The organism is Thermococcus litoralis DSM 5473, from assembly GCF_000246985.2.
GTDB lineage: Archaea > Methanobacteriota_B > Thermococci > Thermococcales > Thermococcaceae > Thermococcus_A > Thermococcus_A litoralis.
Genome location: NC_022084.1, coordinates 2,094,139 through 2,113,814, shown reverse-complemented (window position 1 = coordinate 2,113,814; position 19,676 = coordinate 2,094,139). Strand labels below are relative to the sequence as shown.

The 19,676-nt window shown below is 44.7% G+C and carries 21 protein-coding genes and 1 tRNA gene; 11 read left to right on the top strand and 11 right to left on the bottom strand.

What is annotated here, in order from left to right:
* From OCC_RS11595 to OCC_RS11585, 3 genes are all read right to left on the bottom strand, one after another.
* Positions 1 to 1,227, bottom strand: a complete 1,227-nt coding sequence (locus tag OCC_RS11595) for an inorganic phosphate transporter (RefSeq protein ID WP_004066766.1) — start codon at positions 1,225 to 1,227, stop codon at positions 1 to 3.
* Between the two features lie 106 nt (positions 1,228 to 1,333).
* Positions 1,334 to 2,926, bottom strand: a complete 1,593-nt coding sequence (locus OCC_RS11590) for a metallophosphoesterase family protein (RefSeq protein ID WP_004066767.1) — start codon at positions 2,924 to 2,926, stop codon at positions 1,334 to 1,336.
* Between the two features lie 12 nt (positions 2,927 to 2,938).
* On the bottom strand, positions 2,939 to 3,457 hold the full coding sequence (locus OCC_RS11585; protein WP_004066768.1) for a hypothetical protein: 519 nt from the start codon (positions 3,455 to 3,457) through the stop codon (positions 2,939 to 2,941).
* Between the two features lie 185 nt (positions 3,458 to 3,642).
* Here OCC_RS11585 and OCC_RS11580 point away from each other — a divergent pair, with 185 nt between their 5' ends.
* Positions 3,643 to 4,785, top strand: a complete 1,143-nt coding sequence (locus tag OCC_RS11580; protein ID WP_004066769.1) for a DEAD/DEAH box helicase — start codon at positions 3,643 to 3,645, stop codon at positions 4,783 to 4,785.
* Positions 4,786 to 5,241: 456 nt separating this feature from the next.
* Here OCC_RS11580 and OCC_RS11575 read toward each other — a convergent pair.
* Positions 5,242 to 5,319, bottom strand: a tRNA-Arg gene (locus tag OCC_RS11575).
* A gap of 111 nt (positions 5,320 to 5,430) precedes the next feature.
* On the opposite strand from OCC_RS11575, the gene OCC_RS11570 reads away from it, so the two are divergent.
* The 6 genes from OCC_RS11570 (at position 5,431) to OCC_RS11545 (ending at position 11,214) form a co-directional block, all read left to right on the top strand.
* Positions 5,431 to 6,495: a DUF835 domain-containing protein gene (locus OCC_RS11570; RefSeq protein WP_004066770.1), complete on the top strand. Its 1,065-nt coding sequence runs from the start codon at positions 5,431 to 5,433 to the stop codon at positions 6,493 to 6,495.
* Positions 6,496 to 6,576: 81 nt separating this feature from the next.
* The gene (locus OCC_RS11565) at positions 6,577 to 7,476 is read left to right on the top strand and encodes an MBL fold metallo-hydrolase (protein WP_004066771.1); all 900 of its coding nucleotides are present in this window, start codon (positions 6,577 to 6,579) and stop codon (positions 7,474 to 7,476) included.
* A 150-nt stretch (positions 7,477 to 7,626) separates the two neighbouring features.
* The gene (locus OCC_RS11560) at positions 7,627 to 8,106 is read left to right on the top strand and encodes a hypothetical protein (protein ID WP_020953833.1); all 480 of its coding nucleotides are present in this window, start codon (positions 7,627 to 7,629) and stop codon (positions 8,104 to 8,106) included.
* Positions 8,072 to 8,509 (top strand): DUF4855 domain-containing protein, encoded by a 438-nt coding sequence (locus tag OCC_RS11555; protein ID WP_020953832.1) that lies wholly within the window; start codon positions 8,072 to 8,074, stop codon positions 8,507 to 8,509. The genes OCC_RS11560 and OCC_RS11555 overlap by 35 nt, the downstream gene beginning before the upstream one ends.
* 11 nt (positions 8,510 to 8,520) lie before the next feature.
* Positions 8,521 to 9,660, top strand: coding sequence for a hypothetical protein (locus OCC_RS11550; RefSeq protein WP_004066772.1), 1,140 nt, complete (start codon positions 8,521 to 8,523; stop codon positions 9,658 to 9,660).
* 51 nt (positions 9,661 to 9,711) lie between these two features.
* On the top strand, positions 9,712 to 11,214 hold the full coding sequence (locus OCC_RS11545; RefSeq protein ID WP_004066773.1) for a hypothetical protein: 1,503 nt from the start codon (positions 9,712 to 9,714) through the stop codon (positions 11,212 to 11,214).
* Between the two features lie 38 nt (positions 11,215 to 11,252).
* Here the strand turns inward: OCC_RS11545 and OCC_RS11540 are convergent, their stop codons facing one another.
* Entirely contained in the window at positions 11,253 to 12,044 is a 792-nt protein-coding gene (locus tag OCC_RS11540) for an SDR family NAD(P)-dependent oxidoreductase (protein ID WP_004066774.1), read from the bottom strand.
* 110 nt (positions 12,045 to 12,154) lie between these two features.
* On the opposite strand from OCC_RS11540, the gene OCC_RS11535 reads away from it, so the two are divergent.
* Both OCC_RS11535 and OCC_RS11530 read left to right on the top strand, forming a co-directional pair.
* The gene (locus OCC_RS11535) at positions 12,155 to 12,346 is read left to right on the top strand and encodes a hypothetical protein (protein ID WP_004066775.1); all 192 of its coding nucleotides are present in this window, start codon (positions 12,155 to 12,157) and stop codon (positions 12,344 to 12,346) included.
* A 98-nt stretch (positions 12,347 to 12,444) separates the two neighbouring features.
* Positions 12,445 to 13,713 carry a tRNA (N(6)-L-threonylcarbamoyladenosine(37)-C(2))-methylthiotransferase gene (locus OCC_RS11530; protein WP_004066776.1) on the top strand — a complete coding sequence of 423 codons (1,269 nt, stop codon included), beginning with the start codon at positions 12,445 to 12,447 and terminating at the stop codon, positions 13,711 to 13,713.
* A gap of 33 nt (positions 13,714 to 13,746) precedes the next feature.
* Here the strand turns inward: OCC_RS11530 and pepQ are convergent, their stop codons facing one another.
* On the bottom strand, positions 13,747 to 14,790 hold the full coding sequence (pepQ, locus tag OCC_RS11525; protein ID WP_004066777.1) for a Xaa-Pro dipeptidase PepQ: 1,044 nt from the start codon (positions 14,788 to 14,790) through the stop codon (positions 13,747 to 13,749).
* Between the two features lie 103 nt (positions 14,791 to 14,893).
* Here pepQ and OCC_RS11520 point away from each other — a divergent pair, with 103 nt between their 5' ends.
* On the top strand, positions 14,894 to 15,301 hold the full coding sequence (locus OCC_RS11520) for an RNA-binding domain-containing protein (protein WP_023843737.1): 408 nt from the start codon (positions 14,894 to 14,896) through the stop codon (positions 15,299 to 15,301).
* On the opposite strand, the gene hflX is transcribed toward OCC_RS11520, so the two are convergent.
* Positions 15,302 to 16,576, bottom strand: a complete 1,275-nt coding sequence (hflX, locus tag OCC_RS11515; RefSeq protein ID WP_004066779.1) for a GTPase HflX — start codon at positions 16,574 to 16,576, stop codon at positions 15,302 to 15,304.
* Between the two features lie 128 nt (positions 16,577 to 16,704).
* Here hflX and OCC_RS11510 point away from each other — a divergent pair, with 128 nt between their 5' ends.
* The gene (locus OCC_RS11510; protein WP_004066780.1) at positions 16,705 to 16,932 is read left to right on the top strand and encodes a carboxymuconolactone decarboxylase family protein; all 228 of its coding nucleotides are present in this window, start codon (positions 16,705 to 16,707) and stop codon (positions 16,930 to 16,932) included.
* Between the two features lie 33 nt (positions 16,933 to 16,965).
* On the opposite strand, the gene OCC_RS11505 is transcribed toward OCC_RS11510, so the two are convergent.
* From OCC_RS11505 to OCC_RS11490, 4 genes are all read right to left on the bottom strand, one after another.
* Positions 16,966 to 17,307, bottom strand: coding sequence for a nascent polypeptide-associated complex protein (locus tag OCC_RS11505; protein WP_004066781.1), 342 nt, complete (start codon positions 17,305 to 17,307; stop codon positions 16,966 to 16,968).
* Between the two features lie 63 nt (positions 17,308 to 17,370).
* Positions 17,371 to 18,402, bottom strand: coding sequence for a tetratricopeptide repeat protein (locus tag OCC_RS11500; RefSeq protein WP_004066782.1), 1,032 nt, complete (start codon positions 18,400 to 18,402; stop codon positions 17,371 to 17,373).
* On the bottom strand, positions 18,390 to 18,917 hold the full coding sequence (otg, locus tag OCC_RS11495) for a methylated-DNA--protein-cysteine methyltransferase (RefSeq protein ID WP_004066783.1): 528 nt from the start codon (positions 18,915 to 18,917) through the stop codon (positions 18,390 to 18,392). Before otg ends, OCC_RS11500 begins: the two co-directional genes overlap by 13 nt.
* Positions 18,904 to 19,644, bottom strand: coding sequence for an RNA methyltransferase (locus tag OCC_RS11490; protein ID WP_023843736.1), 741 nt, complete (start codon positions 19,642 to 19,644; stop codon positions 18,904 to 18,906). Before OCC_RS11490 ends, otg begins: the two co-directional genes overlap by 14 nt.
* Between the last annotated feature and the right edge of the window lie 32 nt (positions 19,645 to 19,676).

The following is a 19,676-nucleotide window of genomic DNA, read 5'->3' as shown; positions in this document are numbered from 1 at the left end:
TCACCCCACAATCATTAGTATCTTAAACACAACGCCCGCAATTATAGCCGCCACAGGCACGGTTACAAACCAAGATATGACTATATCCTTAACGATGTCCTTGTTTATTGCTTTTACCCCTCTTGCCAGACCCACACCTATAACAGCTCCTACAACGGTGTGTGTTGTGGAAATTGGCAGTCCCAACCAAGAGGCTATCAGCACTACTGTTGCAGCGGAGAAGTCTATGCTAAATCCTCTGGTGTTTGTCAGCTCGGTAATTTTCTTCCCAACGGTTTCCATAACCTTGTATCCATAAGTTGCTACTCCTATGGCTATTCCCAAACCACCCATCGCTAAAATCCATCTTGGCACTGGAACCTTCATTCCAGCTAACCCCATAGTTGCCACTGCGTAGACAGCTGCAACCGGTCCAACTGCATTTGCAACATCGTTTGCACCGTGGGATAGGGCAACATAGGCAGAGGTTAACACTTGAACCTTTCTAAATATCGCCTCAGCCCCCCAGTATGGATCGGTCGCTTTGAAGTTTCTTCTCAAAAGTGCAAAGCTGACCAAAAATGCCCCGATTCCTGCCGCAAGACCATATCTACTCACCGCAATGAAAATAGACTTTCCATGCATAACCTTAATATAGAACATTGAACCTATGACAACAAATGCAAGTCCTATCCACACAGGTGCCCATTTTTTAGCGCTTTCTATTGGGTCTTTTTGCTGGAGTATGGTTTTAGAGACAAGTTTTATGACGACGAATGCAACTATTGCGCCAAATATCGGAGAGAGTATCCAGCTGGCAACTACTTGTGCCATCTTGCCCCAATTCACTATTGAAGTTCCGGCGTATGCTATACCATAACCAACTATACCCCCTATAATAGAGTGGGTCGTTGACACCGGCAATCCAAACTTTGATGCAAACAGCAACCATAGCGAGGCCGCAAGAAGGGCGGCAATAGAGCCATAAACAATAACATTTGGATCGCTTATTTGAGACGCATCGATTATTCCTTTCCTAACAGTTTCGGTAACGCTTTTTCCGAAGAGGTAAGCACCTGTGAATTCAAGCACACCCGCTATTATAACTGCCTGCTTTGGTGTTATTGCTCCGGCTCCAACGGCTGTGCTCATTGAGTTTGCGGCATCATTTGCACCTATTGCCCATGCCATAAAAAGACCAACCGCAATTGTGATGAACAACCAGGGATCACTAAGCAGCTCGATCATTTTCATCACCAGAGCGAGCTAAATATGATGTATATAAATACCTTGCCGCAATAGAATATAGCTGGATACAGTGGACTATATAGAATATATAGAAAAGGGAAAAGAACTATTCGACTTTCACAGGCTCTACAGCTATGGTATCTCCTGCGTTTATCCTTACGTAGTGGTAGAAGCCTCCTTCGTCGGGCTTTGCATAGAGCGGAGCTCCTCCGCCACCGGTTATCACCATTTCTACACCATCTTTTTCACCGTACCAGTATATGTGGATGTGCCCAAACACTCCAAAGGCGTTGTATTCCTTCATGAGCTCTAAGAGTTTTTTGGCACCTGTTGGATTCATTGCATGGTCTCCCTCAGGTCTGGGATCTATAGGGGGAGTATGCATAACTATAACAGGTCTTTTGCCTAGGGCTTTAGCTTTTTCAAGTTCTTTCTCAAGCCACGTCCATTGAGCGGATGTTAGCTTGTAGTTGTTTTCAACGTTATTGGCAAAGACGAAGTAATATTTGCCAAGAACAAAGGAATAATCTGTCGGTCCAAAGAACTTGTGATAGATGTTCTTGCCTTCTCCTTGGTATTCATGATTTCCGGGAGCAACAAACACGGGCTTGTTGAACTTCCACTCCTTCAACAACTCTGCCCATTCTTCAACTTTCCCCGAGTAGACCAAATCTCCGCTGTCAATTATAAAAGCTCCAGTATCTTCGTTCATGAAGTCTCTTATCTTGAAGAATACCTCCGGTTGCTTTGTCCCGCTTCCAGGTCTGTGGTCGCCAAATGCCAAGAACGTGAAGCTCTCTACTTCTTTGGGAGTTATAGAGAAGTCATCACTCGTGGTAAGCTCTATCCAAGTATCTCCTACCTTAGCACCGTTTGGATACTCAACGAACTGGGGATTTATGTTCTCAATTACGTAGGTTATCTGGATGCCTTTCGGATCCTTGACCTTAACGCTTACGTTGAATCCAAGTGCTTTTATATGGACTTTTGAGCCGTTTACAAGTCTTATAAAGCCTCCGCTTACAGTTATGTTCTCTCCTTTAACGATTCTCCACGTATAAATGAAGGGCTCTTCCACGTATATCTCCTTTAGGAGCCAATATTCGTCATCATCTTTTATTCCATCCCAGTCGTTATCCCCTATCACTTTAACGACTACTCCTTCGAAGTCACCTCTCCTCAGAACAACAGAAGGATTTAACTTTCTCCCCTCTTTTAACTCTTCTGCAAATTTTAAAGCGGCACCTACTCCTGATTTTCCATTTCCTGTGAAAATAAGCCTATCCTTGCCGTTTTCTTTGTATGCAATTACAGCCCCTATTTCCTCACCAACGAATTTGATCCCAGACTTGTAGACCACATATCCAAAATACTCCCTTGGGGTTGTGACAATGGGCTTTCCTCTAAGGAGCTCCCTTGCATCTTCCGGAGATAAGACCGCTATACCACTTTCAAACTCGTTTTTAGTCTTAATTTGAGCATTTGGGAAGTAGTGCTTTGCAAGCTCTTCATATCCCTCGCTTACATAAACTGTCTCAGTGTTGAATATCCCCGCCCATTTTTGGATTATTTCTCCCCTGTTGTAGGAGCTAAAGTCTATTCCTCCTTGAGTAGTTGTTGAAGTCGGGGTAGAGGTTTGAGTACATCCGGCTGCAAAAACTAATAGTCCTATAAATAAAATAGGCAACATCTTTCTCATTTTGCTCACCACCTATAATTCGTCTAATCCACCTTTTTTCTTAAATCTCTTTTGAAGAATTGTACTTTTCTTGAGGACAAAAAACGGCCCGATAACAATTAAGAGCGCACTGCCAACGCCAATCAACAATGCCGAAAACTGGGAGCGTTTGATTAAATACACCCTTCTAACCACGAGAAGTTTGGCCGGCAAAAGAGAGCTTTGAGAGTTGTCGTAGTATATCTGATATATCCCCTCTTTCGAAGTTTTGAAGTGCAAATATAGCCCTCCTTCATTAATTTCCCCTCCAGAGGCTTTCTCTACAGCGTAGAGGACAACGCTCCTGTTGCCGCATTCTACGGTGGCATTTACCTCAAAAAGAACTCCTTTTGCAAGCTTCCACTCTTCCATAAACACATGGCCGGGCTTTATCGCTATCTCATCCTCCCACTGCTTGTACAGCTCATGGGTTTCTCCAAAGTTCATACCGATAGCTGTTAGTAGCCCTCCAAGCAAAAACGGAAACACTAAAGCTTTCCACCCCTTAATCACATTCAGCACCTTTATTGTTCAACACTTTAAGAGTTAAGAACTTTGTCCTTTGCAAACGTTTATAAGGTGATGAATACTAGGAAGAATGCAAAGAAAAAAATCCAGTTAGAGCGCGGAACGTTAGAAATCACTCAATAATCCTCTGTTCTGTTCTCTAATGGACGTAAACTTGAGGAGATGTAAACATGAGTTTTGAAAAGTTAGGACTATCAGAAAGCAGTTTAAATGCCATACGGAGAAAAGGATTCAAAAGACCAACCGATATCCAGCGAGAAGTCATTCCAAGACTTCTAGGTGGGAATAAAGATATAATTGGGCAATCACAAACTGGAACAGGTAAAACCGCCGCGTTTGCCCTTCCGTTGATAGAGCTCATAGAGGAGGATATAAAGGATGTGCAGGCGATAGTTATAACTCCAACAAGGGAGCTTGCAATCCAGGTTGCGGATGAAATAAGATCCTTGAGAGGAAAAAAGAGAATCTATGTTCTTCCAGTCTATGGAGGCCAGCCTATAGGGCCTCAAATTAAAAGCCTAAGGAAAGGTGTCCACATAGTTGTTGGCACTCCTGGAAGGGTAATAGATCACATAGAGAGAGGCACACTTTCACTTAGCGGTGTGAGCTACTTTATACTGGATGAAGCCGACAGAATGCTGGATATGGGCTTTATAGAAGATATTGAGAGAATTTTGAGGTATACAAATGAAGAGAAAAGGGTCCTGATGTTTTCTGCTACCATTCCAAGGGAGATCCTTCGCTTGGCAAGGAGGTATTTAAAAGATTATGAGGTCATAAGAGTCCAAGAAAAAAGTCTCGCCCCAGAGCAGGTTGAACAGTGCTATTTTGAAGTGCGCCCAAACAACAAGTTTAAGCTTTTGTGCAGGATTCTTGATAACGAGGACTTTTACGGGATAGTTTTCTGCCAGACAAAAAAGGAGACAAGAGAACTGGCAGCTAGGCTTAAGGCTAAAGGGTACAAAGCAGAGGCTTTGAACGGGGATATCCTTCAAAAGGGGAGAGAAAGGATTTTGGAGCGTTTTAGAAGGGGCAAGACTAAAATCTTGGTTGCGACGGATGTTGCGGCAAGAGGGTTAGACGTCAAGGGCTTAACGCATGTAATAAACTATTCAGTCCCTCAGAATCCGGAGGCTTATGTTCATAGAATTGGCAGAACCGGAAGAGAAGGCAAGAAAGGAAAAGCCGTAACCTTTGTGGCTCCATGGGAATCCCCCAAGCTGAGGGACATTGAAAGGACTGCAAGGGTAAATATCAAAGAAATGAAACATCCAAGGAGGCAAAGACAAGACATGTTTTTTGAAGCTTCTTGAATTTCCAAATCACGTTCTTCTTATTTTTATATTCTTATTCTGTGGGGGATTATTCCCAAATTCTTTATCGCTGTAACTCTATGGGGGGGCTCAAGTTCAAAACTTTCTTAAAAAAGAAGAAACTCCCTAATTCTTGGACGGAACAACAGCCCTTGAAATAATCATTAATGAAAATAATAAAGTCTGTGGTTCTTGTTGAGCCTTATTTTCAGTTAAGGGTTTTTTCTGCAAGAACCCGCCTGTAGAATTAAATTCTCCTTTTTCTGGCAATTCTAACCAAGAGTTTCCTTTATATCCACGCCCATAGGGCGTCGAAGTTGGAAACTCATTCCTAAAATGCCAACACCTCTAGAATTCCATCCTCAACAAACTTTAGAACATAAAAACACTCATAGAACAGAAAATTCGATAAGAACCACGAACCTTGATCAAACTTCGCGTAGGCGAAGTTTGTTATGGCGGGCCCGGCGGGATTTGAACCCGCGACCTTCGCCTCCGGAGGGCGACGCTCTATCCAGACTAAGCTACGGGCCCTCGATAATATCCAGAGAAAATGGAATTAAAAATCTTTTTCCCTTTTGACCAAAACTTTTTTAATCCTTTTCCACACTTCAATGTGAATTACTTCAAATATGGTGTGGTCATATGAACGAAGGATACCTGGCTCTGTTTGTTTATGTCTTAAGTGTATTCATAGCTACTGGAACCTTAGGAGTGTTATTTCACACGTATTTAATGCACAAAATAAAAGCTCTCCTTTTTTGGTCAGCTGCATGGGTGTTTTTCATACTAATGCAGGTGGCTTTTTATACCGGAAATAAAGAGGGGGTTGCACTCTTTTACTCTTTCTTCTCAGGGACTCTGATATATGGAGCCCTAGTGTACCTCAAAGAGTATGGGGACATTAAAACATCAATAAGGCTGGAGCTAATAGGGATTATTCCTCCAATCTTTGCACTTTACGGGATATTCTTAGCTCATCTAGGGCTCTCGTGTGGTTTTTCCTCTATCGAGATGCCGTTTGTCGTTCTCTCAGGAATATTCTTTTTGTTTTCTGGCTTCGTCTTCTTGGCGATAGGTAAAAAGAAAAAGAGCAGTCTTCATCTCGGTATTTTGACAATTGCATTTGGTATCTTCGTCCTCCTCTATCCAGTAAGGTTAAGCTTCCCACATCTTAGTTTTGTATGGATATTTCTCGGCACTGCACTCTCTGTAGGCATGGCACTCTTCATGATAAACCTCATAACTTCCAGAGAATTTTTGTTCTTTGAGGAGCCTGTGGAACTAAAGGTTGTTTTGGAGCCCGGTGCTAGACTTATAACTCCAAACGAGTACGAGCAAATAAAGGAGACTCTTAAGGATTACCCGGTTCTGGCATTTGTTAGAAGCTTAAACGTTCCAGAAAAATGGAATGCCTACTACCTAAGCACCGAGGAGCGAGAAAATAGGATTTCCCCTACAAATCTTGCCTACATGGCTCAGATGACAAGTGAGTACTTCAGAGAAGCAAAGGAAAAAGGTCTCGAAGGTGTGGTGGTAATAGATTGCCTGGAGTATCTGGCAATGTACAATGGGTTTGAGTCCATTGTAAAATTTTTAGCTGCATTAAAGGACTTTGCAGTAATAAACAATGGAGTGCTTCTTGTAGTTATTGAAGAGAATGCCTGGGACAAACGTCAGCTTGCAATCCTAAGGCGCATTTTCAGTTAGAACTTTTAAGTCATAAGTTAAAAGTTATAACTTCAAAGTTAAGTTTAAGAAAATCAAAAGCCTAAAACTTAAGGTGTCTCCATGAAGATCATTCCACTTGCCTCTGAAAGCCTCGGTGTTAGAAGCCTCGCAACTTTCTTAGAGATTGGAAAAGTAGGCATTCTTATCGATCCTGGAGCGGCATTAGGTCCAAAACGTTATTCCTTACCTCCAGCTAAAGCAGAGCTTGAAGCCCTGCAAAAGGCAAGGGAAAAGATACAGCGTTATTCAAAAAAAGCCCAGATAATAACAATCTCTCACTACCACTACGACCACCACACTCCTTTCTTTGAGGGAATTTACGAAAGCTCTTCTCCCGAAAAAGCGAAGGAACTCTACACTGAGAAAATCCTCCTTATAAAGCACCCTAAAGAGAACATAAACTTCAGCCAGAGAAAGAGGGCTTGGGCTTTCCTTAAGGAGGCAGAAAAAATAGCGAAAAAGATAGAGTACGCTGACGGAAGGAGCTTCGACCTTGGCGGCGTTACAATCGAGTTTTCACCGGCAGTACCGCATGGAAGCGAGGGAAGTAAGCTCGGCTTCGTCGTGATGGTTCTCATCGACGATGGCTCCAAAAGGGTAATCCACGCAAGCGATATCCAGCTGTTGAACAGAAAGGCCGTAGAGTGGATAGTCGAGAAGAACCCGGATTTGCTCATAACCGGCGGGCCCCCAACTTATCTCGGCCCGAGAGCAACGGGATCGTGGGAAACCGGCGTTAAGAACCTCAACGAGATAATCCGCGAGACAGATGCGGAGATAATCCTTGACCACCACATAGTTCGCGACAAGCGCTACCCGGAGTTCTTCGACGAGCTTGAGAAGAGACCAAAGACCTTCGCCGGCTACCTTAAGGTTGAAGATAGGCCGCTTGAGGCCTACAGGAGGGAGCTGCACAAGATCGAGAGGGGAGAAGGTGCTGAGGTGCCTTTCATGCTGTAATCAACGTTTCCCCTCTTATTCTGATTGCATTTTAGTTTGACACCTAGTCTAAGAGTCTAATTTTCAAAACATAAATTCCATCAAATCATTGCAATGCTGAATCCAAAAAAATTATAATGATATTGGGTAAAAACTAAGTGGGGTGGTATCATGACGACGTATGCACTGTGGTATTTCAAGCCGCAGTATGGAAACTACGCGACCTTTGATACCAACATGCCGACCTCTAAGCTGAGGGATCTCGGGTTTGACTACATGATAGTCCTCCATGCCCCTGGTAGGGATGGAGAGTATGGGCAGATGCCGATGAGCGGTTACTCCTACGATAATGGCTACAACGACGGCAAGCAACTGGCACAATGGCTGGAACAAAAGGTAAACCCCGAACTCCCCTACCTCGTCGAGATTCCCGTACTCGTCAGGGATAATAAAGAGCAGTGGGAGCTCTTTAAGAACTCGAATTACACCATAAAGCCCGCCGTTAGGGGTATAGATTACTGGAGGGGGTGGATCGATGGAATCTATACCAACACAGGAGGACTTCAGAGGGGGGTTCTACTGGAACTTAGAATTCCCCTGGCAGGTTGTGCGAGAGGTGGTCCACAAGAACGATATAAGTGCTCTCTCTGAGAAGATAAAGGACTGGGGTCAGCAGTTCATCTGGATACCGTATGCTCACGAAGGAATAAATTTAGAGCACACCGATATAAAGGTAATTGCTGAATATTTCACGTACGTCTTTGCCCAGCCAAATTACTATCAAGGAAAAACTAATGATTTCAATGAATGGAGCTACCTTTTCAAATCATTCAAGAATGGACATGCTCTAAGTAATCTTTTTGTTGAGATGGAGTGTGACAGTGGAGTCCAACGCGGAAAGTGCTTTGATAACAAGAGCGCTGGGGAGTGCATGAGTAGGGCTTGCGAGTATGTGAAGTACTTTGGAAATTATCCTCAAAAAGCGTACTATTATGGGACAGATATCCAGAACCTAGTGGTTATGAAAGAACACTGTCCGGGCTACATTGATTAGAGGGGATATAAATGTCAAGCGTTAAACCATTGGTCGTCTCCTTACTTTTTCTGTTTATGGTGTCCCTTTATCCGCCTGCACTCGCCGGGAAGAACGGGCTCATGCTCAATGTTGAGGCAAATGTTACCGTAGGTTCTGAGGATTCAGTTGCGACTGTATGGGTTGTCGAATATGTGTTTCCACTTACTCCGGACTTCAATATCTCAGCCTTGGTGCTTGGGCACTACAATGGAACCACAGAGGTAAGAAGAGTGAAATACGTCTTTTACATTAATGCTTCGGGTGCATATCTCTTGTATGAGGGAAGTGGAAACGGGAGCCCAGCGGTGTTTTATGACGATGGGTTGAGAAGTTGGTACCTAGGTTTTGATTTTGGAGAGAAAAATCCAGCACTTAAGGCTTTCTTCGGTTCGATGGGTTGTACTATTAACGAAAGCAATCTGAAAAGTGCATATCTTGCGTTTAATAGCTCCCATATTGAGTACGTCTCAAAGCCATCCCGTTTGGCTTCCACCTCTGGCATTCAAACTGAAGCCATAAATAAGGGAAACTTTTTCCTTGCCAACTTCACAATAAGCTACGTTGACCCTGCTTATGGGGCCAATTGGGCCGATTATTCCTGGAAAATTCCTGTTGGGTGGATAAATGAGCGGCTTGGCATGAACCTCACCTCAATCACAGTAGCGGCTCCAAACCTTATCAACTGTAGCAAAGGAGAGTTAGAAGGCGAGGAGTACTGCTTCCCGATTGACCCAAAGGTGATTTACTTATACCCAGACAATTTTCAAATTTTTATGTTGCCGGAGAATGGCCGTCTGAGGTATGTGGTCACTCATTCGCAGGTGGGCAAAAAAACCTATAGCATCCTTCTAAATACAACTGACATTAGGGAGGTACCACCTTATGAAGTTTTCCAGTACAATCTTGAGAAAAACACAACAAGAGCATTTTCTCTGCTGAGATTTTCTGGTGCTTCCCCATACATCAAACTGGAGGACAGTGTCGGGCCTTTTAATCCCACACCTATGAAAAGGCCCGTTACGACTCCCTGCACGTCGAGGCCTCTGGGAAACGAGCTTTGGGTTGGCCTCATAGGTGTCTGTATTGGGTTGGTCTTAGGAATTGTTCTAACGAGAAAAATGGCCCAATAGAGCTTACTACTACGGTACTAACCTAAGGAATGTTAGCTTGGTGAGGGAGAAATGCCCCGATTGGTGACCTGCGCTGCCCTCGCTTCTATTTTCATTCTCCTGCTTCTGAGTCCCACTCCGGCGCTGGGCATTGAGAACAGCCTAAAAATCGTGAACGCCTACCCGGCAGGCGATAAAATTGCGTTTCTGCTCCTCAACGAAACCTCGAACGGGTTCTACGGCGTGGTTTACGACGGCCGCTCCTTTAAGGCTGAGAGGCTCCCCTTCGGCGGGGAGTACATCGTGAGGCACTGGAATGGAAAATACTGGCTCCTCCAGAAGGGGGACACCGTAACGGTGGAGCTCTATCTCTACCGCCACGGCAAGTTCAAGCTCGTACACACCTTCCGTGGGGGAAGTGCGTGCACCGACAACGACCTTGACATCGCCTGGAACGGCGGGGAGTACTACATCACCTTCCTAGGGGCAGGACCAAACGACGACCTCGCGCACGGGGAGTGTTCCTACGAGTTCAGGGACTACCTCCTGAAGGATGGAACCATCGTACCCCTCAACGTCACGGGGCTTGAGAGGTGGGTGCCCCAGCTCAACGCCTGGCTGGTCGCATCTGATTTCTGGATCTATCTGGTTGATGAGAATGGGAACATTCTCACGAAGCGCAAAATTAGCGAAACAGGCTGGTACTCAACTGAAATAGCCGTTGATGGTAACAGAACCTTCCTGGTAGCCTCGGCGGACGGTGGATGGGTTAGAATGTTCACCATCGAGAACTCGTCGCTGGTTTTGACTTACAATAGGAGGCTAGAAAACAGGACTCCAGAAAACGCGGGAATTTATCTACCCGATTTCTGGATCGGGAGCCCGATACTCTTTGGAGAATCCCAAAACGGTTCTACTGTGGCAGTCTGGGTGTTCAACGGTACGGATTTTATCAAAATTCGCACTTTTGAAGACGAAAACGACTACACTGAACTCCACGCGTTAGTGACATCCAATAAGGGCTACATCCTATCGACCACCCCGATTTTCGGGAATTCCGAGGGGGCCAGCCTAAGGCTTGAGCTGTTCGAGCTCAGGAACCTCTCACTCGTTCCTGTAAACTCCCTGAACGTCAACGATTCAGTTGTTAGGATAGCGTACGTGAGGGACTACGGGAGTTTCGGGGCTGACTGGCCCTGGTGGACTCTATCAGGATTGAAAGTCGAATCGGGATTCCCTCTTGTGGTCTCCGGCGGAAGCTCGGTTCTCTTTTTTAATCTGACCCACGTCTTTAACCTCACATCGGGGGAGAGCGTTGAGCTGCCGAGTTCCCTCAAAGGCAGCGAGTACAGGGTGGCTTTTTGCTGCGGAGAGTGGTTGGTGTTCGGCGATGATAGCGTGTACGCCTTTAAGAACGGCCAGTTCAGCGACCTAACTCAGGAGATGCTTTCGGCGCTGTATGAAAAACCAAGGAGTGGCATTCCGCTGGGGGCAGTTATCACGGGCGGTCTTGCTGCTATTGCCGCGTTGGTGGCGGTCGTCATCCTTAGACGGAGAAACGATGGGGAGCGATGATCTTGAGTTATGGTGCGTCATAATTGGCTGTATGCCCTCTATGTGGACAGAAAGCCCCCGTCTACGGGAACTATTGCCCCGTTCACGTAGCTCGCCAAATCGCTCGCGAGGAAGAGGATTACTCTCGCCACTTCATCGGGCTCTCCAAAGCGGCCCATCGGAAGGCGTGCGTTGAAGTGGAAGGATATGCCAATCTTCTCGGTGTCGAACTTCATTATCGCCTCCTTTTTGAGTTTCTTTACACCCTCCGTCTCTATACCCCCTGGGACGACGACGTTGGCCCTTATCTTCTTCCCGTACTCCCTGGCTATGGCCCTCGTGAGGGCGACGACTCCCAGCTTTGCAGCGTCGTAGTGGACGAGGCCCCTCGCGAAGGGCAGGAATGCCTCGATGGAGCTAACGTTGACGATAACGCCGCCTTCATCTTTCCTTGCCCTCACGAAGTGCTGGCACATCCAGAAGACGGAGTGGAGGTTGATGTTCATCACCCTCTCATAGAAGTCCTCATTAACTTCGGTAAAGTCCCTGAACCAGTAGACGCCCGCGTTGTTGACGAGGATGTCGGGTTCTCTCCCCTCAAGGGCCTTCCAGAGGGCATCGATCTCGACCTTACGCGAGAGGTCAACGCGGTGGATGTTCACCTCTACGCCGAACTCTTCGGCCTCCTTCTTGACGCCTTTGAGGCCCAGCTCGTCTATGTCAACCAGCTCAAGTGACGCCCCGGCCTCGGCGAAGCGGAGTGCTGTTGCCCTCCCAATCCCAGAGGCCGCGCCAGTTATGAGAGATTTTTTTCCCCTTAAAGAGAGGAGCTTTAAGAGCGGTTTTTCCATCGGGAACACCCCATCAAGATTCCTCAAATAGTTTTTGTTTTATGTATGTATTAAGCCTTTTCCTAAACCTTAAATAAAAAAGAGTCCACAATTGGGAAGGGGTTCAGAATATGAGAATACTGGAAGAGTTTGGGACTCTCTTCTTGATCATAGGCCTTGCCGTTGCAATGGCGTTCCTAATAATCCTCACGAGAGTCCTTGCAACATACACCAACATATTGATAACAATGATTGGAATGGTAGCCTTTGTGGGCTTGATAGGGTTCATATTATGGCTTTTTGATAAGAGGTCAAAAATCTAAAAGCCTAATCATCCCGCATCATTTTCAATTCTCCCGGAAGTTTAAATACCCATCTTTGCTACCATATCTTTTTAAATGCTCTAAGGGATTGGATTGCGATGAGAGTTCACATAGAAACTTATGGGTGCACAAGGAACAAGGCAGATGCAGAGATTATGGAAGCCCTGCTGCTCAAAGCGGGCTATGAGATAGCGGAGTTGGATAGTGCGGAGTATGTTGTTGTTAACACCTGTGCCGTCAAAGACCCAACGGAAAAGCACATGAGCAAGAGGATTAAAGAGCTCATTGATAGTGGAAAAAGGGTAATAGTGACGGGCTGTTTGCCACACGTTAATCCAGATGCAATAGATGAGAGAGCCTCTGGAATTCTTGGGGTTAAAAGCATAGACAGAATTGTTGAAGCCATACAATTGGCAGAGAAGGGAGAAAAGCTAATCAGTGTTGAAGGGTGGAAAGAGAGGAGCATTGACAAACTAGAACTCCCCAGAATTTGGAAGGGAGGCGTTGTTTTTGTAGTTCCGATAAGCGAAGGGTGCTTGAATGCCTGCACGTATTGTGCCACAAGATTTGCAAGGGGAGTATTGAAAAGCTATAAACCCGAGCTCATTGTGAAATGGGTCAAGGAAGCTTTGGCCAAGGGATATAAGGAGATTCAGCTCTCAAGCGAAGACACCGGTTGCTATGGCTTCGACATAGGCACAAACCTGGCAAAGCTTTTGGATGAGATTACGGCAATAGAGGGCGATTTTAGGGTAAGGGTTGGTATGATGAACCCCAACAATGCAATCAAAATACTAGATGAGCTTGTAGAGGTTTACAAGGATGAGAAAATATACAAGTTCCTGCATTTGCCGGTGCAGAGCGGCGACAATGAAATTCTAAGGAAAATGGGAAGAACATATACGGTTGAGGAGTTTGAAGAAATAGTTAAAGAATTCAGAAAGCACATCAAAGACCTCAACTTGAACACCGATATAATAGTTGGTTTTCCAGGAGAAAGCGAAGAAGCCTTCCAGAATACGGTAGAGCTGGTTAAGAGGATAAAACCGGACAAGATAAACGTTTCACGCTTTTCGCCAAGACCTGGAACATTAGCGGCAAAGATGGAAGGACAAATAGTTGGGTGGAAGGTAAAGGAACGCTCCCGCTATCTGCACAGATTAAGGCTTTCAATAAGCTACGAGATAAACAAAAGATACATAGGCAGAGAAGTAGAAGTTTTGACACACTCTCCGGGAGAAAAAGGAGGAATAGAAGGAAGGACAATGAACTATAAGGATATAATACTTCCCGATGCCCCCATTGGAGAATTCGTGAGGGTAAAGGTTACAAAGGCAACCTCGACATACCTCATGGGGAAGTTATAGGATAAAAAGAAAAAGCCAAAGCCCCATTAAGGCTCAAATAAGCTCCCTGTCTGTTTTTGTTAATCTTTTCGCACCGTTCTTTGTTATAACGACGGTATCCTCAATCCTAACGCCGCCAAACTTTGGAATATATATCCCCGGCTCTATCGTGATTACCATGCCCTCTTTCAGCACGGTCTCATCTTGCTGAGAAACTCTAGGCCACTCATGAACCTGAAGTCCTATCCCATGTCCAAGGGAATGGATGAACTTGTCACCATAGCCGTACTCCTCTATTACCTTTCTCGCAACGCTGTCGAGTTCTTTTGCAGTCATTCCCGGCTTTGCAGCTTCGACGGCTTTCTTTTGAGCTTCGAGAACTATCTCATAAATCTCCTTTTGCTTTTCATTTGGAGTACCCACAAATATTGTCCTCGTTATGTCGGAGTTGTAGTGCCTATATAGGGCTCCAAGATCTATGACAACGAGGTCTCCTTTCTCAATCCTCTTGTCGCTTGCAACTCCATGAGGCAGGGCGGAGCGGTAACCGCTTGCAATTATCGTGTCAAAAGCTGGTTTCTCAGCGCCTTCGAGTTTCATCACATATTCAACCTTAGCGGCAATCTCTTTCTCGCGCTTTCCTTCGCTTATCTCCTCTATGGCAGTCATAACCCCTATATCCGCTAACCTGCATGCGTCTTCGATGAGCTTTATTTCCCCTTCGCTCTTTATCATCCTGAGCTCCTTTATTACATCGTCCAAAAGCTTGAATTCTTTAACCCCGGCTTTTTCCTTCAAGGCATTTTGGAAGGAAATGCTCATGTTGCCTTCAACTGCAAGCGATTTAAAGCGCTTGAGGTATTCATAGAGCTCGTCCATTTTCTTGAACTTCTCAACGCTGACCCTGGCTTCCTCTTTTGCCTGTTCGTACTCGAGTTCAGGGACGAGTAGAGTTTCTTCCTCCAGGGTTACCACAAGGTAGCCACCAACCAAGGGCGCGGCGTTTGTGAAGTAGAGAAGGTTTGGAGCACTTGTTATTAAAGCAGCCTCAACTTCGTTCTCTTCCAAATACTTTTTGATGGCTTCAATCCTTCCCATGTTTTTCACCAATTTAGATGACTTTTATCATAATAAAATGCTTTCGGTAGGTAGTTGTGGAAAAGTTCAAAAACCGTCTCCCTAATTATCACTGGTGAGCGAGATGTTTGAGGAAGTTGAGGTTGAAGCTTACGTTTATCCTACGGAGGACATTGAGAAGGTTAAGAAGGCTATGCTTAACTTAGTGTCGCCCCTCGAGTTTGAGGCGTTTGACAAAGGGGATTACATCCTTTTAGTGGGAAAGACGAGGGATAAAAAAGCACTTCAGAGACTTTATGAACTCTTCAGGGGACAGCAGATTCTTGATACAGCGAGGGCAATGCTGGAAGAAGGTTACTTTGGGGAGGAGATAATAATCAAGGTGCACAAACAGGTCGCATATGTGGGCAAGGTCAACTTTAACGAGGAATCTCCCTTAGGCCCGATAACGATAATAATAAGAACAAAGGATCCGCAAAGGCTAATGAAGTGGCTGGCTCCAAGAACAAAAGACGGCGTGCCGATAGAATAGCTAACTCGGATGCTTTAGCTCTACTCCCATTTTTGTAAGGCTTTTTATCATACCCACTTGAATGTAGGCTGAAATCCTTGTCGTTTCGCCGTATTTTACATCTAGGATTTCCCCTATGGAGTTTATTAAAGCTATCACCTTTGGTACCTTCTCCCTTTCCTTGACCAGAATCTCAAAGAGCCTGTATTTCGGAAGGGTGAACATTACCTCCTCAAGGGCGGTGTAGAGTTCTTTCAGATCCCTCTCCTTTGCAGATATTGAGGCGATCCCACTTACGGTTATTCCCTTCCTGCTGATCAGCTCCTCAATTGCCTTCTTCTTGTCTGAAAGCTCTTCCTCACTGGTAAGGTCTTTCTTGTTTAGAACGACTAAAATGGGCTTGTCAAGGGCTTTAAGTTCTTTTAGCACTTCTATCGATGCTAAAAACTTTCTCTTTATCTCTCTCCAAGGTTCGCTTGAGTCCAAAACAAGAAGGACAATATCTGCCCTCACTATTTCCTCAAGGGTTGAATGAAAAGCTTCAACTATAAAAGGCGGAAGATCATCTATAAAACCAACGGTATCGGTTATCAAGGCCCTCTTTCCGTTTATTGTAAACCTTCTTGTGGTCGTGTCAAGGGTTGTGAACATCTGTGTCTTTGCCTCTATGTTCTCATCTGCTAGTGCATTTAAAAGAGTTGACTTACCAGCGTTTGTATAGCCTGCTAAAGCAACAAGTATAAATCCCACTTCTTCTCTTCTCTTTCTTTTTACTTCTCTATCTGCTTTAACCTTTTCAAGCTCTTTTCTTATTTTCCCCATTCTGTAGCGGATGTGCTTCAGATACTGCTGCGTCTGATATTCACCCATACCTTTGAAACCCGCCCTATCTCCAAGCTTAATTCTCCTAATGGCTTCTTTTACGAGAGGCAACTCGTATTGGAGGTTTGCCAGCTCGACCTGAAGCTTGGCTTCTTTTGAATGTGCTCTCTTCTCAAATATCTCAAGAACAAGCTGCCATTTGTCAATGACGTCAATTTTAAGCTCTTTTGTTATGTTGAAGGACTGGGAAGGGGTGAGTGGATTTGCAAATATTATCCTATCAGGGTTGAGCTCTTTTATGAGTTCCTTCACTTCCTGGAGCTTTCCGGGTCCTATGTTATACTTGGGGTGTTCTTCTCTAGTCTGTTCAACTATTGCGAGAATTTCATAACCGGCACTTCTCAAAAGCTCCTCGAACTCTTCTTTATTGACCCTTCTATTGGGTGAGTGTCTTATTACTCCAATAGCTCTCATCGATTGGAGCTAAGCAAAGGGGTTTATATTCTTTTGGATTAGGTATTTATACTCAAAAAACTAATTTTACAGGGTGGTATTATAGAGTGTGAAGGCACCCAAAGGAAATATCAGCCTTTTCAAGGTTTTTGAGGGAAGTTGCAGAGACAAAAGCTTTAACAACAAGAGAAAAAGAACTTATAGCCTTGGCTTTGGGGATAGCTGCCGGTTGTGAGTGGTGTATCTATTTGCACACCCAAAAGGCCATGGAAGCAGGAGCAAAGAAGGAGGAACTTATAGAGGCTGGATTGGTGGCAGTTCTAATGGCTGGGGGACCTGCTCTAATGCATTTAATTCCTCATAATGAAAGCAATTGAAGCATTTGAAAAGGAACATAAGGAAGAGTAGATCTAAGATTCTTGGAGTTTTAATATTGCTTCTGCCAGGTCTCCTTTTGTTTCTTCCAATGCCTTTTTGGCCGTCTCGTAGTCAACGCCTGCCTGCTCCATAACGAGTTTTATGTCCTCTTCGGGAATGTTGAGAACTTCTCTGACTTCCTCCTTGCCCACTATTTGGTAGCTCTTCTCTCCCATAGCTGTTATTACGGTTACTGCAGCGTCTTTGATAACGATTTCTTTATTTTCAAGCCTTATTATAACTTCCTTAACTCCCTCAAGCTCTTCCATCTTAATTCCAAGCTGTTTCATGAGCTTCTGCATTTGTTTGGGGTTCATACCCTTCATTGGCATCATACTTACCACCAGAAAGGAATCAAAAAAAGGATATATAACGGTTTCCCAAAAATGAAAATGTCATCAAGATTTCTTCCCCTCTTCCGGGAAGTTTGAAGTTTCTTCGTTGCTTTTCATTATTCTTTGCCTATATTCTTCGTACTTCTTCCTTGCTTCTTCAGCTTTATCTTTTTCTCCCAGGTATTCATAAGCCTCTGCAACGTGCTTCCACCACATGGGGTCTTCTTCGGCCTCTTTTAAGCAGTATTCAAGGAATTTTTGATAAGCCTCTTTCGCAAGCTCTTCATTTCCGAGCTTCCTCGCTATATTGCCAACATCCTCCCAGAAGACGCCCTCTTCTTGGGCTTCACCCTTGTAGTATTCCAACGCTTTTTCCCAAGCTTCTCTTGCTTTTTCCTCATTGCCAAGCTCTTCATAGAGCTTTGCAACATCCTCCCAGAACCACGGCTCTTCCTCGGCATATCTCTCTAACGCTTTTGCGGCTCTCTCCATGTTGCCAGCCTTTTTCCAGTACTCGTGAGCCTCTTTGAGGTAGTAGGTGTCTTTTTCCTTCTCGTAAAGCTGCTCATAGATCTCTGCAGCTCTTTCGTATTTTTCAGCCTTTTCATATGCCCAAGCTGCGCTTTCCATCCAGCCAAGCTTTTCATACATCTCTGCGGCTTTTAAGTAGTTCCCTTTCTTTTCATATTTTCTCGCAGCGGCTTTGTATTTGCCAGCCCTCTCGAGGCTTTCGGCACTTCTAAAGCGGTCAGTTAAGCTCAAATCGGGTTCACTTATGTACCATATACCAAACGCAAGCCCGAGAACAAAGAGGACTATTATTCCACCAACTATCTTTAGCTTCTGCCATGTAATGCTTAGATACGTTGCATAGGCACTTAATGCCGTCGGGATTACCAAAAGCCCAGCGTACTTCCAGCTTTCTGCGTAAAGCGTCAATGCCAAGAAAAACCCGAGCATTAGAGTTAATCCTAAAAATCCCAAGCTCAGCACTATCCTAACCAGCATCCAGAAGCCCCATTTGTATATTATGCCTGCTGCTATCGCAATAATAGCCACGAGGAACCCTATGAGGTAGAGTTTTAGCTTGTCCATTTTTTCACCCCCTCCAGCATGAGTAAAAACTTTTTGTAGTCTATTTTCGGAGTGTACCATCCTAAGCCGCTTGACGCAACAACTCTATGACAGGGAACCACTATAGGATAGGGGTTTCTTTTCATTGCCCCTCCGACGGCTCTTGGTGAACTCTTGAGCATTTTAGCAAGCTCACCGTATGTTATGACTTCCCCTCTTTTAACCTTTTTTGTAAGCGTCTCGTAAACTTTCTTCTCAAAGGGAGTGGTTCCCTCAAAGCTAAGGTACTCCAGTGCTTCTTCGTTTTTAATTTCTCCCAGAAGAACTCTGTAAACCAGCTGGGGAAAGTCGCTTTCCTTTTCCCTTAGATCAACATTCACACCACGCTTTTGTAAGTGCTTTACCAAACCCCTAATTCTTTCTCGAAGAAACTCTTCCCCATCAAGGGAAAAAGCTATGCCTTGAATTTTCTCTTCATAGATTACGGCTATCTGTATTTCTCTTCCGCCTATTTTGAAGGAATCAATAGCAATCATCTTTACATCCCTCCAATCTTTCAATGGCTTTTCTTAGAGGCCCATACATGGAGTGTATCTCCTTTGCGTATATGAACCCTCTTCCCAGAAAACGCTGGAACATCAGCACAGAGAGCCTTCGTCTTTCCAAATCCTTTGGATACTCCAAGGTGTTTAGGAGCTTTTCCCAAAGCCCAACCAATCTGGCCCTCTCTTCCTTTGTAGACTTTCTAAGCTTCTCTTTTACCTCTACAGCTTCAGCCTTTGTTCTTTGCTTGTAAATCTCGTATAATATCACGGCAACAGCATGGCTCAGGTTCATTACTGGGTATTCTTCGCTGGTAGGAATCGTAACTGTAAAATCGAGCTTCTTAAGTTCTTCATTGTCCAATCCCCTGCTTTCCCTACCAAAAACTAGCCCAATACTCCCATCGTAAAGAAAAGCCCTCTTTGCGAATTCTTCAGGTGTTATGGGGGTTCTCTCCGGAATATAGTCTCCTCCAGCAATCCCGCTAGTTCCTACAGCTAGATCTACCATTTTAAGGGCTTCATCGAGAGTCTCGACAACTTTTGCATTTTCTAAAACATCTACAGCATGGACGGCAAATTTTCTGGCCGTTTTGTCATTAGGACTAACCTTGGGATTAACCAAGATAAGCTCCTTTACCCCAAAGTTTTTCATAACCCTTGCAATAGCTCCGAGGTTTATGGGATATTCGACCTCAACGAGTATTACCGCCAGCTCCATGACTGCAAGATATTTAAGGGGATGTATTAAAA